Below are 16,816 nucleotides of genomic sequence, written 5' to 3'. Positions count from 1 at the left end.
ATGAGTAAACAAAGAATTTACGAATATGCGAAAGAATTAAATCTAAAGAGTAAAGAGATTATAGATGAATTAAAGAGTATGAACGTTGAAGTGTCGAACCATATGCAAGCTTTAGAAGATGACCAAATTAAAGCTTTAGACAAAAAGTTCAAACCAGGACAAAGTAACGAAACACAAAAGAATACTCAAAATAATCACAATAAATCTGAAAATAAGCAACAAAGTAACCAAAAACAAAATAATAATAAATCAAATAATCAAAACAAGCAGAATAATAACAACAAAGGTAAACAACAAAGTAATCAACACAACAATAACAATAAGAAGAATAATAAAAATAACAAAAACAACAAAAATAATAAAAAGAATAACCAAAAGCAAAGTGCTCCACAACAAGCAGAACCTAAAGAAATGCCATCTAAAATTACGTATCAAGAAGGCATTACAGTAGGAGAATTAGCAGATAAACTGAATGTTGAATCTTCAGGTATTGTAAAAAAATTATTCTTATTAGGTATTGTTGCTAACATTAACCAATCATTGGACCAAGAGACACTTGAGTTAATTGCAGATGACTATGGTGTTGAAATTGAAGAGGAAGTCATCATTGAAGAAGAAGATTTATCTATTTATTTCGACGATGAAACTGAAGATCCAGATGCAATTGAACGTCCTGCAGTTGTTACTATTATGGGACACGTTGACCATGGTAAAACAACATTATTAGATTCAATTCGTCATACTAAAGTAACTGCAGGTGAAGCGGGTGGTATCACACAACATATTGGTGCTTACCAAATCGAAAATGAAGGTAAAAAGATTACTTTCCTTGATACACCTGGACACGCGGCATTCACTACAATGCGTGCACGTGGCGCTCAAGTTACAGATATTACAATCCTAGTAGTAGCTGCAGATGACGGTGTTATGCCTCAAACAATTGAAGCGATTAATCACGCTAAAGAAGCGAATGTTCCTACAATTGTTGCAGTTAATAAAATAGATAAACCAACCGCAAATCCTGACCGTGTAATGCAAGAGTTAACAGAGTACGGTTTAATTCCAGAAGACTGGGGTGGCGATACGATCTTCGTACCACTATCAGCATTAAGTGGAGACGGTATCGATAGCCTATTAGAAATGATTGGTTTAGTTGCAGAAGTTCAAGAGTTGAAAGCAAACCCTGATAAACAAGCAGTAGGTACTGTGATTGAAGCTGAATTAGATAAATCAAGAGGACCTGCAGCATCATTACTAGTACAAAATGGTACATTACATCAAGGAGATTCAATTGTTGTAGGTAATACGTATGGCCGTATTCGTGCGATGGTTAATGACTTAGGTCAACGAATCAAAACTGCTGGTCCATCTACACCAGTTGAAATTACAGGTATTAATGATGTACCACAAGCTGGCGATCGCTTTGTAGTATTTAAAGATGAAAAACAAGCGCGTCGTATTGGTGAAGCACGTCATGAAGAAAGCGTTATTCAACAACGTCAAGAAAGTAAAAACGTTACGTTAGATAACTTGTTCGAACAAATGAAACAAGGTGAAATGAAAGACTTAAACGTTATTATTAAAGGTGACGTACAAGGTTCAGTTGAAGCATTAGCAGCATCATTAATGAAAATAGATGTTGAAGGTGTGAATGTACGTATTATTCATACTGCTGTAGGTGCAATTAATGAATCTGACGTTACTTTAGCCAATGCATCAAATGGTATTATCATCGGATTCAATGTACGTCCTGATGCTGGTGCTAAGCGTGCAGCTGAAGCAGAAAACGTAGATATGCGTTTACACCGTGTCATTTATAACGTTATTGAAGAAATTGAATCAGCTATGAAAGGTCTACTTGACCCTGAATATGAAGAGCAAGTCATTGGTCAAGCAGAAGTACGTCAAACATTCAAAGTTTCTAAAGTTGGTACAATAGCAGGTAGTTATGTTACTGAAGGAAAAATTACTCGTAATGCAGGCGTACGCGTTATTCGTGATGGCATTGTTCAATTTGAAGGTGAATTAGACACATTAAAACGTTTCAAAGACGATGCTAAAGAAGTAGCCCAAGGTTATGAATGTGGTATTACGATTGAAAAATATAACGACCTAAAAGAAGGCGACATTATTGAAGCGTTCGAAATGGTTGAAATCAAAAGATAATCGCTAATTTTGCGATGAAGTTTGGAGGTTGAGACAGGCGAGATATATTAGAGCATTAAACCATGTTCTAATAAATAATTGTCTTATGTCTCACCTCTTATTTAAACTCAAAAATAAAGAATAAAAGAGGTGACAATAAATGAGTAATATGAGAGCAGAACGTGTTGGCGAACAAATGAAAAAAGAAATCATGGATATCGTTAATAATAAAGTGAAAGATCCTCGAGTAGGTTTTATTACAATTACAGATGTTGAATTAACAAATGATTTATCTCAAGGTAAAGTATATTTAACAGTTCTAGGTAATCAAAAAGAAGTAGATAATACTTTTAAAGCACTAGATAAAGCTAAAGGATTTATTAAATCTGAACTTGGCTCACGTATGAGATTACGAATTATTCCAGAATTATCATTCGAATATGATGAATCAATAGAATATGGTAATAAAATTGAACGTATGATCCAAGATTTACACAAACAAGATAAATAATTATCATATTATTTTAGCCTGGGAAAATGTTTCTCAGGCTATATACATATCAAAATCAATCATATTAATCGATGTACTCAATCATCAAATACTTTGCTAAATGTTATAATATAAAGCGTAATAATTTTGGAAAATAAAAGGTGTGAAACCATGTATAACGGTATATTACCAGTATATAAAGATCGAGGGTTAACAAGTCACGATGTGGTATTTAAATTAAGAAAGATACTTAAAACTAAAAAAATCGGTCATACGGGCACGTTGGATCCCGAAGTATCAGGTGTCCTACCTATATGTATCGGTTCGGCAACACGTGTAAGTGATTATGTTATGGAAATGGGGAAATCCTATAATGCAACCGTAACAATTGGAAGAAGTACAACAACAGAAGATCAAACAGGAGAAACTGTTGAATATCAAAATATTGAAGAAAATACATTAACTGAAACTCAGGTGGATGACATTATCAATCAATTTAAAGGTACAATTGAACAAATTCCACCCATGTACTCATCCGTTAAAGTTAATGGGAAAAGATTATATGAGTATGCACGTAATAATGAAACTGTGGAGCGCCCAGTGAGAAAAGTAACCATTAAACACATAGTACGTACATCACCTTTAAGATTCAAAGATGGAGAATGTCATTTCGATATTTCAGTAAATTGTGGTAAAGGAACATATATTAGAACATTAGCGACTGATATAGGTGCAAAGTTAGGCTTGCCAGCACATATGTCATTATTAACACGTGTTCAATCAGGAGGATTTGGTCTTGAACAAAGTCTCACTCTTGATGATATACGTTCTTTACATGAGCATGATGCATTACAAGATAAATTGTTTCCTATAGAATATGGTTTGAAAGGTTTACCACAAATTAGTATAGATGATGAACAAATCAAACAACGCATTTTAAATGGTCAAAAGTTTTATAAAAAGCAATTTCAAAATATAACGAATGACCAATTTGTATTTGTTAATGATTCAACTCAAAAAGCGATGGCAATATACATTGTACATCCAGATAAACCAGATGAATTAAAACCAAAAAAAGTATTTAATTAAAGGAGATTTATTATGAAAGTGATAGAAATTACCCATCCAATTCAAGAAGACCAACGAATAAATGAAAATGTTGCGATGGCGTTTGGTTTCTTTGATGGTATGCATAAAGGGCATGATAAAGTTTTTCAAACATTAGATCAACAGGCACAATCTCGTGGATTGAAGAAAGCTGTTATGACGTTTGATCCACATCCATCAGTTGTGTTAAATCCTGAACGTAAAAGAACGACTTATTTAACACCACTTTCAGACAAAATTGATATGATAGCTTCACATGATGTGGACTACTGTATTGTTATCAATTTCTCATCTAGGTTTGCGAATGTAACTTCTGAAGAATTTATTGAAGAATATATTATAAAAAATAATGTTAAAGAAGTTATTGCTGGATTTGACTTTACATTTGGTAAATTTGGTAAAGGTAATATGACAGTGTTAAACGAAGTTGATTCATTTAATACGACAATAGTAGGCAAACAGGAATTAGACGATGAAAAAATTTCTACTACAGCGATTAGAGATGCGTTACAAAACGGTGAATTGCAAAAAGCGAATGAGGAATTAGGTTACTTATATAAAATTAAAGGTACAGTCGTTCAAGGTGAAAAGCGTGGGCGAACAATAGGATTTCCAACTGCAAATGTTCATCCTAGTGATGATTATTTGTTACCTAAAAAAGGTGTATATGCAGTAAGTATGGAAATCGGCACTGAACAAAAATTATATAGAGGCGTTGCAAACGTAGGTGTTAAACCCACTTTCCATGATCCAGCTAAAGCCGAAGTGGTAATAGAAGTAAATATTTTCGATTTCGATGAAAATATTTATGGCGAACGAGTAGTGGTATATTGGCATCATTTCTTACGTCCTGAAATAAAATTTGATGGCATTGATCCATTGGTAGAGCAGATGAATGATGACAAAGCACGTGCTAAATATTTATTATCTGTTGATTTTGGTGATGATGTATCATATAATATATAAAGTTGATTAAAACAAGTTAACCTTGTTTAAGAGACAACCTTTTTCTTAGTAGGTCGAGACTCCGACGCCTAACTCGGATAAAGGAGTATACAAATTAAAGGAGGAAATTGACAATGGCAATTTCACAAGAACGTAAAAATGAATTAATTAAAGAATACCGCACTCACGAAACAGATACTGGTTCTCCAGAAGTACAAATCGCTGTTTTAACTGCAGAAATCTCTGCATTAAACGAGCATTTACGTGAGCACAAAAAAGATCACCATTCACGTCGTGGATTATTAAAAATGGTTGGTCGTCGTAGACACTTATTAAACTACTTACGTGGTAAAGATATTCAACGTTACCGTGAATTAATCAAATCTTTAGGTATCCGTCGTTAATCTTAATAATAAATTAGGAAAGCACCATTCGATTGGTACTTTCCTTTTTTTATTATCTGACAAATAAGAACTAATATAAATTAAATGTAATAAATGATATGATATAGATAATAGAATTTAGAGAGGAGATTCATAATGTCTCAAGAGAAGAAAGTGTTTAAAACTGAGTGGGCTGGCAGATCATTAACGATTGAGACAGGACAATTAGCCAAACAAGCTAATGGTGCTGTTTTAGTTCGTTATGGTGATACAGTTGTCTTATCAACTGCTACAGCTTCTAAGGAACCACGTGATGGTGACTTTTTCCCATTAACAGTTAATTATGAAGAAAAAATGTACGCTGCAGGTAAGATTCCTGGAGGATTTAAAAAAAGAGAAGGACGTCCAGGAGATGACGCAACATTAACTGCACGATTAATAGATAGACCAATACGACCGTTGTTCCCTAAAGGCTATAAGCACGATGTTCAAATTATGAATATTGTACTCAGTGCTGACCCTGATTGTTCGCCTGAAATGGCTGCTATGATTGGTTCTTCAATGGCATTAAGTGTGTCTGACATACCATTCTTAGGACCTATCGCAGGTGTCAATGTAGGATATGTAGATGGCAAGTATGTGATTAATCCAACCGTTGCTGAAAAAGAAGTTTCACGTTTAGATTTAGAGGTAGCAGGCCATAAAGATGCAGTTAACATGGTTGAAGCTGGAGCAAGTGAAATCACAGAAAGTGAAATGCTTGAGGCAATCTTCTTTGGTCATGACGAAATTAAACGACTAGTTGCTTTCCAACAAGAAATCATAGATTATATTCAACCGGAAAAACAGGCGTTTATTCCAGTTGAAAGAGACGAGGCACTTGTTGAAAAGGTTAAATCATTAACAGAAGCTAAAGGTTTAAAAGACACAGTACTAACTTTTGACAAACAACAACGTGATATTAATTTAGACGCATTAAAAGAAGATATTGTTGCTGAATTTATTGATGAAGAAGATCCTGATAATGAGGCGTTAATTAAAGAAGTATATGCCATTTTAAACGATTTAGTTAAAGAAGAAGTGAGACGTCTGATTGCAGACGAAAAAATCCGTCCAGATGGTCGTAAACCAGATGAAATCCGTCCGTTAGAATCAGAAGTAGGACTTCTTCCAAGAGCACACGGTTCAGGATTATTCACTCGTGGTCAAACACAAGCCTTATCCGTTTTAACATTAGGTGCCCTTGGAGATTATCAACTAATTGATGGTCTTGGACCTGAAGAAGAAAAGCGCTTCATGCATCACTATAATTTCCCTAACTTCTCTGTTGGTGAAACTGGTCCTGTAAGAGCGCCAGGTCGTCGTGAAATTGGTCACGGTGCACTAGGTGAAAGAGCGCTTAAATATATTATTCCAGATACATCGGATTTCCCATATACTGTACGAATCGTAAGTGAAGTATTAGAATCAAATGGTTCATCATCACAAGCTTCTATTTGTGGTTCAACATTAGCATTAATGGATGCCGGCGTACCAATCAAAGCACCAGTTGCCGGAATCGCAATGGGATTAGTTACACGTGAAGATAGTTACACTATTTTAACTGATATCCAAGGTATGGAAGATGCACTTGGTGATATGGACTTTAAAGTCGCTGGTACTAAAGATGGTATTACAGCAATTCAAATGGATATTAAAATTGATGGTCTTACACGTGAAGTAATTGAAGAAGCTTTAGAACAAGCCCGTCAAGGTCGTTTAGCGATTATGGATCATATGTTACAAACAATTGATCAACCTAGAAATGAATTAAGTGCGTATGCACCAAAAGTGGTTACTATGAATATTAAACCTGAAAAAATTAGAGACGTAATTGGACCTGGTGGTAAAAAAATCAATGAAATTATTGATGAAACAGGTGTAAAATTAGATATCGAACAAGATGGACAAATATTCATTGGTGCTATAGATCAAGAAATGATTAATCGTGCACGTGAAATCATTGAAGAAATCACTCGTGAAGCTGAAGTTGGTCAAGTATACAATGCTAAAGTAAAACGCATTGAAAAATATGGTGCCTTTGTAGAATTGTTCCCTGGAAAAGATGCGTTATTACACATCTCACAAATTTCAACTGAGCGTATTAATAAAGTTGAAGATGTATTAAAATTAGGTGATTCAATCGAAGTTAAAGTAACTGAAATTGATAAACAAGGCCGCGTTAATGCATCTCACAAAGCTATTAATGAAAAATAATAATACCTTACAAGATTGGAAACCAAACAAAGGTTTCCAATCTTTTTTAGTTCATTTAAAGAATTCAAATATCCTACTATAATATAGAGTCATGACTTGCATTAATAGTGTACATCAAGCGAATTTTAACTTATAATAAATGGTGAGTTTATATATGGACGGGGATTAATTATAGGAGGTAACATTTTGAGTTTAATAAAGAAAAAAAACAAAGACATTCGCATCATACCACTTGGTGGTGTTGGAGAAATTGCGAAAAATATGTATATCGTTGAAGTAGACGATGAAATGTTTATGCTTGATGCAGGCTTAATGTTTCCAGAAGATGAAATGTTAGGTGTAGATATTGTAATACCAGACATTCAATATGTCATTGAAAATAAAGAAAAGTTAAAAGGAATATTCCTTACACATGGACATGAACATGCAATGGGTGCTGTAAGTTATATTTTAGAACAAGTTGATGCACCTGTTTATGGTTCAAAATTAACAATTGCACTTGTTAAAGAGAATATGAAATCTCGAAATATTAATAAAAAAGTGCGTTATTATTCAGTTAATCATGAATCTGTGATGCGTTTTAAAAATGTGAATATTAGTTTCTTTAATACTACACACAGTATTCCTGATAGTTTAGGCATTTGTATCCACACTTCTTATGGATCAATTGTTTATACTGGTGAATTTAAATTTGATCAAAGTTTAAGTGGACAATATTCTCCAGATTTCAAACGTATGGCTGAAATTGGTGAAGAAGGCGTATTTGCATTAATTAGTGACTCTACAGAAGCAGAAAAACCGGGATATAATACACCTGAAAATGTCATCGAACATCATATGTATGATGCATTTGCAAAAGTCAAAGGTCGTTTGATTGTTTCATGTTATGCATCGAATTTTATCAGAATTCAACAAGTGTTGAATATTGCTAGCCAATTAAATCGAAAAGTGTCATTTTTAGGTCGTTCATTAGAAAGTTCATTTAATATCGCACGCAAAATGGGATATTTCGATATTCCTAAAGATTTACTTATTCCAATTAGTGAAGTTGAAAATTATCCGAAAAATGAAGTCATCATCATTGCAACAGGAATGCAAGGTGAACCTGTAGAAGCGTTAAGTCAAATGGCTCAACAAAAACATAAAATTATGAACATCGAAAAAGGTGATTCAGTTTTCTTAGCAATTACTGCATCTGCAAATATGGAAGTGATTATTGCTGATACATTAAATGAATTAGTACGTGCTGGTGCACACATTATTCCAAATAACAAAAAAATACATGCATCAAGCCATGGTTGCATGGAAGAGTTAAAAATGATGATTAACATTATGAAACCAGAATACTTTGTACCAGTTCAAGGTGAATTCAAAATGCAAATTGCTCATGCTAAGTTAGCAGCCGAAGCAGGTGTTGCGCCTGAAAAGATTTTCCTTGTTGAAAAAGGGGACGTCATTAATTATGATGGCAAGAATATGGTATTAAATGAAAAAGTTCATTCTGGTAATGTATTAATTGACGGTATTGGCGTAGGAGATGTCGGTAATATTGTATTAAGAGACCGTCATTTATTAGCTGAAGATGGTATTTTTATTGCTGTCGTAACGCTCGACCCTAAAAACCGTAGAATTGCTGCTGGACCTGAAATTCAATCGAGAGGCTTTGTATATGTAAGAGAAAGCGAAGACTTATTAAAAGAAGCTGAAGAAAAAGTACGTGAAATTGTTGAAGCTGGCTTACAAGAAAAACGAATTGAATGGTCAGAAATCAAACAAAACATGAGAGATAAAATTAGTAAATTACTTTTCGAAAGCACAAAACGTCGTCCAATGATTATTCCAGTTATTTCTGAAATATAATCATTATAAAATAAACTAAAGAGGTTGGGACAAACTCACGTTGTTTGTAGTTCAAGTATGTAAATCACTACAGACTTCAATAGGCAAATGTTGAAATGCGAATCTGCATCAAGGTAGATTCGTTATATCATACAGATGTTCTATTATGTGTGTGACGTCCTTACCTCTTTCATCTTATTTAATAAAACTTTAAATCAATACGATACATACGTAAGATTAAAAAAAGAAGGTGTACGAATTTGCCACAAGCAAAGAAAAAATCGCCGACAAAGAGAAAATCGAATACAACTAGGAAAAAATCAACCACAAAGAAAAAGCAAACAGAGAGTCCATTAAGATACATCATTGCTATCATTGTGGTTATTTTAGTCATTTTAGGTGCTTTTCAATTAGGCATCGTTGGACGAATGATTGATAGTTTCTTTAATTATTTTGTCGGAATGAGTCGTTATTTAACATATATATTAATATTATTAGCAACTGGATTTATCACATATTCTAAAAAAATTCCTAAAACAAGACGTACGGTTGGTACGATTACGTTACAAGTAGCGTTATTATTTATTTCTCAATTATATTATCACTTTAGTAAAGGTGTCATATCTGAAAGAGAACCAGTTTTATCATACGTTTATCAATCATACAAACATAGTCATTTTCCTAATTTTGGTGGCGGCTTAATTGGATATTATCTATTAGAGTTATTTATTCCACTCATTTCTATTATTGGCGTATTTATCATTACTGTTTTACTTGTTGCTTCAAGTATTATTTTATTATTTAATTTACGACATAGAGATGTAACTAAAAAAGTATTTGAAAGTGTTAGAGCATCGAGCATTTCAGCCACTCAAACTTTAAAAGAAAAACGTGAAGCTAATAAATCGAATAAAGAACAAAGAGTTAAAGATAAGGCTGAAAGAATAGACAAACGACATCGTATTAATGATAAAGACGAAGTTAAAGATGTTTCAGATTTACCTGAAGTACCTCAAGATAGCGATATTCCTATTTATGGACACAGTGATTCTGAGCAAGAACCTACGCCTTCTAGACGAAAAAAGCGTTCATTTAGTAATGATTCAGAACAAATGTCACCAATGACAAATGGCACTCCAAACACTTCACAACCATCAACAGTAGATGAGCCAGAAAATCATCAACAGTCTAGTGATGAAGATAATGAAAATTCAATTTCAGAAGCTGGAGAAGAAATGAATGCGGCTTATGTTGTGCCACCATTATCATTATTAAACCAACCAACACAAAAACAATCGACATCAAAAGCAGAAGTGAAAAGAAAAGGTCAAGTTCTAGAATCTACGATGAAAAACTTTGGTGTAGATGCTAAAGTGACACAAATTAAAATAGGTCCAGCAGTTACACAATATGAAGTGCAGCCAGCGCAAGGTGTGAAAGTCAATAAAATAGTAAACTTGCATAATGATATTGCTTTAGCGTTAGCAGCTAAAGATGTACGAATAGAAGCGCCAATCCCAGGCCGTTCAGCTGTTGGGATAGAAGTTCCAAATGATAAAATTTCTCTTGTAGCACTCAAAGAAGTTTTAGAGGAAAAATTCCCATCTAATGATAAATTAGAAGTAGGTTTGGGTAGAGACATCTCAGGCGATCCTATAACGATTCAATTGAATGAAATGCCACACTTGTTGGTAGCAGGTTCTACCGGTAGTGGTAAATCAGTTTGTATCAATGGAATCATTACAAGCTTGTTATTAAACGCGAAACCGCATGAAGTAAAACTTATGCTGATTGATCCAAAAATGGTAGAATTAAATGTATACAATGGTATTCCACATTTATTAATACCAGTTGTAACTAATCCACATAAAGCAGCTCAAGCATTGGAAAAAATAGTAGCTGAAATGGAGAGACGTTATGATTTATTCCAACATTCATCAACTAGAAACATTGAAGGTTACAATCAGTTTATAAGAAAACAAAATAGAGAATTAGATGAAAAACAAGCTGAGTTACCTTATATCGTTGTCATTGTCGATGAATTAGCGGACTTGATGATGGTAGCAGGTAAAGAAGTGGAAAATGCAATTCAACGTATTACACAAATGGCCCGTGCAGCAGGTATACATTTAATCGTTGCAACACAAAGACCATCAGTGGATGTTATCACAGGTATTATTAAAAATAATATTCCATCAAGAATTGCCTTTGCTGTAAGTTCTCAAACAGACTCAAGAACAATCATTGGATCTGGTGGAGCTGAAAAATTATTAGGTAAAGGTGATATGTTGTACGTTGGAAATGGAGATTCAACTAAAACTAGAATACAAGGTGCATTCTTAAGTGACCAAGAAGTTCAAGATGTAGTTAACTATGTTGTTGAGCAACAACAAGCAAATTATGTTAAAGAAATGGAACCTGATGCGCCAGTAGATAAGTCAGAAATGAAAAGTGAAGATACCTTATATGATGAAGCCTATTTATTTGTAATTGAAAAACAAAAAGCAAGTACATCTTTATTACAGAGACAGTTTAGAATTGGGTATAACCGAGCATCACGCCTGATGGATGATCTTGAAAGAAACCAAGTGATTGGTCCACAAAAAGGTAGTAAACCAAGACAAATTTTAGTTGATATTGATAAAGATGAGGTGTAATTATGGCGGAAATGAATGCTATTTATAGAGTGAAACAATATATCTTAAACAAAATTAAGTCTGGAGAATTAGAGTTTGGTAGTAAATTACCAAGCAATTTAGCTATTGCACGAGAACTCAATATTAAAACAGATGATGTTTATGAAGGTATAGGGGAATTAATTACTGAACAAGTAGTTGTAGATAATTTTGAAGAGGGTACCAGTGTCAAATCACTGCCCCCTTTCTTTTATCCATTAAATGAATTAATTAGTATTACAGAGATGATAAAAAGTGCTGGTTATCAATCTGGTACAGAATATTTAAACTTTGATGAACAACCTGCAACATTATTAGATGCTAAGCGTTTGGGTATTAACGAGAAACAACCAGTAACTATTATAGAAAGATTAAAAACTGCTAACCATCAACCTGTAGTTTATTGTTTAGACAAGATTGCAAAGGACTATTTAACATGTACGGGATATCAAGAAAGTAATGGATCAATGTTAAATGCAATTAAACATGCAACAGGACATACAGTAACTTATGCTGAAACTGACTTAGAAGCGGTTAATTATGAACCACATATTTCTGAAATGTTAAATGCCTCACCACATGAAGGATTGATGTTACTTAAGGTAACTCATTTTGATGAACAAAATAATCCAATTTTATACTCTTTAAATTATATGAAGAGTAGTTTAGTTAAGTTTAGAATTACGAGAGAAAAATAATGAAAAATGTCAATGGAGGTATTGCAGTTGCATAACGAAAAGCAAGAAAATCAAAAAAGCCATATACATGTCTTGCCAACCGAGAAATTTAAAACAACAATGATTACGTTTAAATTTATGGCACCACTTGAATATGAAACAATAACTGCACGTTCAGTATTAAGCAAAGTACTTGTACGCGCATCTCAAAAATGGCAGGATGACAAAGCCCTAAACCGTCGTTTATCCGAACTTTACGGCGCATATGTAAATAGTTTTGTTTCGAAATTTAAAGATAAACATGTAATTACTATTTCTTTAGAAATAGTTAATGAACGATATTTAAAAGATCAAACACTATTATTTGAGCATGGATTAGATTTATTAAATGAATTAATTTGGAATCCATTAATACATAATAAACAATTTGACGACAAATTTGTGAAACAAGAAAAATCATTGTTAGGTAAAAAGATTGAGGCGATGATTGATAACAAAGCACAATATTCATTTTTAAAATTATTAGAAAACATGTTTGAAAATGAAGCATATCAATATTTAGCAACTGGTCAAATTGAACAAGTACCACAGGTAACACCTGCATCACTGTATGATACATATCAATCTATGATTGAAAACGACTACTGTGCTATTTATGTTGTTGGTAATGTTGATAAACAACAAGTCTACAATCAAATCCAATCTAAATTCGAAATTAAACCGTTTACTTTTGAAGTTTCTGATAATAAAGCACAAAAATTAGACAATAAAATTGAACAACTGCCAAAGACAATTGTTGCAACAGATGATGTTGACCAAGCTAAACTTAATTTAGGTTATCGATTCCCAACTCATTATGGTAAAAGTAATTATTACGCTTTTATTGTGTTTAATATCATGTTCGGAGGAGATCCATCATCAGTGTTATTTAATGAAGTACGTGAACGTCAAAGTTTAGCATACTCTATACACTCTCAGATCGATGGTAAAAATGGTTACTTATTTGTGTTGAGTGGTGTATCAGCAGATAAATACGAAATTGCGAAGCAAACGATTTTAGAAGAATTTGATAAATTTAAAAAAGGTGAATTTGACGATAATAAACTTGCATTAGCTAAAAAAATCATTACATCCCAGAGACATGAATCTGCAGATAGACCAAAAAGTATTATAGAAATATCACACAATCAAATTTTATTAGATGAGCCTCAAAGTGATGAAGCTTTCTTAAATGAAATAGATAAAGTGACTAAAGAAGATATTATAAAATTAGCAAATGAAGCAGTATTAGATACAATTTATGTACTTACTAAAGGAGGGAATGAGTAGTGAAACAACATTATTATGATGTCATAGATGAGACAGTTTATGAACATGAACTACAAAATGGATTACGTTTATTTGTCATACCTAAACCAGGATTTCAAAAAACGTTTGTTACCTATACTACTCAATTTGGCTCTCTAGATAGTCGTTTTAAACCGCTAGGTAAAGAAGATTTTGTAACTGTACCGGATGGTGTGGCACACTTCTTAGAGCATAAGTTATTTGAAAAAGAAGAAGAAGATTTATTCACTGCATTTGCTGAGGAAAATGCACAAGCCAATGCTTTTACTAGCTTTGACCGCACAAGTTATTTATTTAGTGCGACAGATCATCTTGAGAATAATATCAAACGGTTATTGACTATGGTTGAGACACCTTATTTTACAAAAGAAACTGTAGACAAAGAAAAGGGTATAATCGCTGAAGAAATTAAAATGTATCAAGAACAACCTGGATATAAACTCATGTTTAATACATTAAGAGCTATGTATGAAAAACATCCTATTAGAGTTGATATCGCAGGTAGTGTTGAAAGTATCTATGATATTACAAAAGATGATTTATATCTTTGCTATGAAACATTTTATCACCCATCTAATATGGTGCTTTTCGTAGTAGGCGATGTAGAACCGCAGTATATTGTTGATATTGTAGAAGAACATGAAAACCTTAGAGATAAAACGAATCAACCTAAAATTGAACGTGCATTGATTGATGAACCAAAATCAGTGAATCAACATGTTATATCTGAAGAAATGAAACTACAATCTCCTAAGTTAATGCTAGGATTTAAAAATCAACCTTTAGATGAATCACCAGAGAAATATGTTCAACGTGATTTAGAAATGACATTTTTCTATGAACTTATTTTTGGTGAAGAAACAGAGTTTTATCAAGAGTTATTGAATGATGATTTAATTGATGAAACATTTGGTTATCAATTTGTTTTAGAGCCAACTTATAGCTTTTCAATTATTACTAGTGCAACCAATCATCCAGATCAATTAAAACAGTTGCTTATCAAACAATTAAAGGATACCAAAGGTAATCTTACTGACGTTGAAGCATTTGATTTATTGAAAAAACAATTTATAGGAGAATTTATTTCAAGTCTTAATTCTCCTGAATACATTGCTAATCAATACGCAAAGTTATATTTCGAAGGTGTTAGTGTATTTGATATGTTAAACATTGTTGAAAATATTACGCTTGAAAGTGTTAATGAAACGTCTCAGTTATGCTTAGATTTAGATGAGATGGTGGATAGTCGTTTGGAGCTTAAAAACTAATGAGAGCATTAGTATTGGGTGGTTCAGGGTCAATTGGATCTGCAATTGTTGATCGATTATTAGAAGATGGTTATGAAGTAGATTTACAATTTAATTCAGCTGATAAAACGCAGTTGATTAACCGATATCAAAATAGACCTGTTAATTTAATACAATGTGATTTATCTGAGGATATCAACTTAGAAAAGTATTTTGGTCATATCAACCATCTTGATTGTATGATTTATGCAACAGGAACAGCATTGTATGGCATGCTTCAAGATATGTCAGATGAACAAGTTGATAAGTCTTACCATATCCATGTAAGACAACTCATAAGACTGAGTCGTTATTTTGTTGATACTTTAAGACAAAGTGAAAATGGTAGAATAATAGTCATTTCATCCATTTGGGGTGAAACGGGTGCAAGTATGGAAACGATTTATTCTGCTATGAAAAGTGCTCAAATTGGCTTTGTAAAAGCTTTAAGTCAGGAACTGGCTCAAACAACAGTGACAGTAAATGCTATTACACCAGGATTTGTCTCAGGTAACATGAGTAAAAAGTGGTCAGAAGAAGAGTTGGAAGAGATTCTAGATGAACTCCCGCAACATCGCATGATAGAACCTTGCGAAGTAGCACACACTTGTGCATATTTATATAATCCGATGGCTAAAGGTGTTACAGGGACTATTCAAAAAGTGAATGGCGGATGGTATTTATAATCGCTTCAACTAATAGTATCAACTATAAAAACATGATTTCTCTAGTACATGATATTCAATTCGATGTTATAATGTGATTATTATTATATTTAATCAGTGAAATTGAAATTTGAGTCGTGTTTAAACAAGGGGTGGGTATTGGTGTCAGTGGCAGAGAGAAGAAAAGAATGGTATCTCGAATATGAGATTACTATGAACCGTGCCGGTTTGTTAGGTGATGTTTCAAGTTTATTAGGTATGTTAGGAATTAGTATTGTAACGATTAATGGTGTTGACCAAGGTAAGCGTGGCTTATTAATTAAAACCGATAAACTAGAAAAAGTAGAACGATTTGAACAAATAGTTAAAGAAATTAATGAAATTGATATTACTAAATTACGTATACCAGAATTACGAGATAGATTAGCTGTCCGACATGGTCGTTACATAGAGCAAGATGCAGATGATAAAAAAACATTTCGTTTTGAACGTGAAGACCTAGGATTATTAGTGGATTTCTTAGCAGAATTATTTAAAGAAGAAGGTCATAAATTAATAGGAATTCGTGGTATGCCTAGAGTCGGAAAGACTGAATCAATTGTTGCTGGTAGCGTCTGTGCACACAAACGTTGGTTATTTATTAGTTCAACCTTAATTAAACAAACAGTTAGAAGTTCGTTAATTAAAGGTGAATATGATTCGAATCATGTGTATATTATTGATGGTGCTGTTACAGCACGTGAATCTAATATGAAACATCAAGATTTAGTAAGAGAAATCATGACACTTCCTTCAGTCAAAGTAGTAGAACATCCTGATTTATTTGTAGAGGCATGTGATTATAGTATGGATGATTTTGATTACATCATAGAATTACGCGAAAATAAAAATCAAGAAATTCAATATGAAGAGATGAAAAGACAAACGGTTCAAACTAAAAGTAAAAATAATTTAGACTTTGGTGACCCGTTTGGTGGAGGATTTGGATTCTTTGAATAGTA

The 16,816-nt window shown here is 33.1% G+C and carries 13 protein-coding genes; all 13 read left to right on the top strand.

Going from position 1 to position 16,816, the window contains the following annotated elements:
* The 13 genes from infB to ssp1_RS07495 all read left to right on the top strand — a co-directional run bounded on the left by infB (position 1) and on the right by ssp1_RS07495 (position 16,814).
* A complete protein-coding gene (gene infB, locus ssp1_RS07560) occupies positions 1–2,166 on the top strand; it encodes a translation initiation factor IF-2 (RefSeq protein WP_075777945.1) in 2,166 nt (721 codons plus the stop codon).
* A gap of 139 nt (positions 2,167–2,305) precedes the next feature.
* Positions 2,306–2,656, top strand: coding sequence for a 30S ribosome-binding factor RbfA (gene rbfA, locus ssp1_RS07555; protein WP_002450542.1), 351 nt, complete (start codon positions 2,306–2,308; stop codon positions 2,654–2,656).
* 150 nt (positions 2,657–2,806) lie between these two features.
* Positions 2,807–3,724, top strand: coding sequence for a tRNA pseudouridine(55) synthase TruB (gene truB, locus ssp1_RS07550; protein WP_002450541.1), 918 nt, complete (start codon positions 2,807–2,809; stop codon positions 3,722–3,724).
* A 12-nt stretch (positions 3,725–3,736) separates the two neighbouring features.
* Positions 3,737–4,708, top strand: coding sequence for a riboflavin biosynthesis protein RibF (gene ribF / locus ssp1_RS07545; protein WP_002450540.1), 972 nt, complete (start codon positions 3,737–3,739; stop codon positions 4,706–4,708).
* Positions 4,709–4,821: 113 nt separating this feature from the next.
* Positions 4,822–5,091 (top strand): 30S ribosomal protein S15, encoded by a 270-nt coding sequence (gene rpsO / locus ssp1_RS07540; RefSeq protein ID WP_002450539.1) that lies wholly within the window; start codon positions 4,822–4,824, stop codon positions 5,089–5,091.
* Positions 5,092–5,226: 135 nt separating this feature from the next.
* On the top strand, positions 5,227–7,326 hold the full coding sequence (gene pnp, locus ssp1_RS07535) for a polyribonucleotide nucleotidyltransferase (protein ID WP_075777948.1): 2,100 nt from the start codon (positions 5,227–5,229) through the stop codon (positions 7,324–7,326).
* A gap of 186 nt (positions 7,327–7,512) precedes the next feature.
* Entirely contained in the window at positions 7,513–9,186 is a 1,674-nt protein-coding gene (gene rnjB, locus ssp1_RS07525; RefSeq protein WP_075777949.1) for a ribonuclease J2, read from the top strand.
* 239 nt (positions 9,187–9,425) lie between these two features.
* Entirely contained in the window at positions 9,426–11,822 is a 2,397-nt protein-coding gene (locus ssp1_RS07520) for a DNA translocase FtsK (RefSeq protein WP_075777950.1), read from the top strand.
* Between the two features lie 2 nt (positions 11,823–11,824).
* Positions 11,825–12,538, top strand: a complete 714-nt coding sequence (locus tag ssp1_RS07515; protein ID WP_002450534.1) for a GntR family transcriptional regulator — start codon at positions 11,825–11,827, stop codon at positions 12,536–12,538.
* Positions 12,539–12,637: 99 nt separating this feature from the next.
* Positions 12,638–13,846: an EF-P 5-aminopentanol modification-associated protein YfmF gene (gene yfmF, locus ssp1_RS07510; RefSeq protein WP_481906190.1), complete on the top strand. Its 1,209-nt coding sequence runs from the start codon at positions 12,638–12,640 to the stop codon at positions 13,844–13,846.
* Positions 13,846–15,132 carry an EF-P 5-aminopentanol modification-associated protein YfmH gene (gene yfmH / locus ssp1_RS07505; protein WP_118828168.1) on the top strand — a complete coding sequence of 429 codons (1,287 nt, stop codon included), beginning with the start codon at positions 13,846–13,848 and terminating at the stop codon, positions 15,130–15,132. The genes yfmF and yfmH overlap by 1 nt, the downstream gene beginning before the upstream one ends.
* Positions 15,132–15,836: an elongation factor P 5-aminopentanone reductase gene (ymfI, locus tag ssp1_RS07500; RefSeq protein WP_075777952.1), complete on the top strand. Its 705-nt coding sequence runs from the start codon at positions 15,132–15,134 to the stop codon at positions 15,834–15,836. The genes yfmH and ymfI overlap by 1 nt, the downstream gene beginning before the upstream one ends.
* A gap of 141 nt (positions 15,837–15,977) precedes the next feature.
* Positions 15,978–16,814: a YmfK family protein gene (locus tag ssp1_RS07495; protein WP_002450530.1), complete on the top strand. Its 837-nt coding sequence runs from the start codon at positions 15,978–15,980 to the stop codon at positions 16,812–16,814.
* Positions 16,815–16,816: the final 2 nt, after the last annotated feature.

Origin of the sequence: Staphylococcus sp. M0911 (genome assembly GCF_003491325.1) — a bacterium.
Classification (GTDB): Bacteria; Bacillota; Bacilli; order Staphylococcales; family Staphylococcaceae; genus Staphylococcus; species Staphylococcus warneri_A.
Note: the sequence above shows the minus strand (reverse complement) of the source record. Positions and strands in the feature narration are given on the sequence as shown.

Excerpts from the sequence above, each read along its gene's own strand:
- infB (WP_075777945.1), top strand. The coding sequence starts at position 1 with ATGAGTAAACAAAGAATTTACGAATATGCGAAAGAATTAAATCTAAAG.
- rbfA (WP_002450542.1), top strand. The coding sequence starts at position 2,306 with ATGAGTAATATGAGAGCAGAACGTGTTGGCGAACAAATGAAAAAAGAA.
- truB (WP_002450541.1), top strand. The coding sequence starts at position 2,807 with ATGTATAACGGTATATTACCAGTATATAAAGATCGAGGGTTAACAAGT.
- ribF (WP_002450540.1), top strand. The coding sequence starts at position 3,737 with ATGAAAGTGATAGAAATTACCCATCCAATTCAAGAAGACCAACGAATA.
- rpsO (WP_002450539.1), top strand. The coding sequence starts at position 4,822 with ATGGCAATTTCACAAGAACGTAAAAATGAATTAATTAAAGAATACCGC.
- pnp (WP_075777948.1), top strand. The coding sequence starts at position 5,227 with ATGTCTCAAGAGAAGAAAGTGTTTAAAACTGAGTGGGCTGGCAGATCA.
- ssp1_RS07515 (WP_002450534.1), top strand. The coding sequence starts at position 11,825 with ATGGCGGAAATGAATGCTATTTATAGAGTGAAACAATATATCTTAAAC.
- yfmF (WP_481906190.1), top strand. The coding sequence starts at position 12,638 with ATGATTACGTTTAAATTTATGGCACCACTTGAATATGAAACAATAACT.
- ymfI (WP_075777952.1), top strand. The coding sequence starts at position 15,132 with ATGAGAGCATTAGTATTGGGTGGTTCAGGGTCAATTGGATCTGCAATT.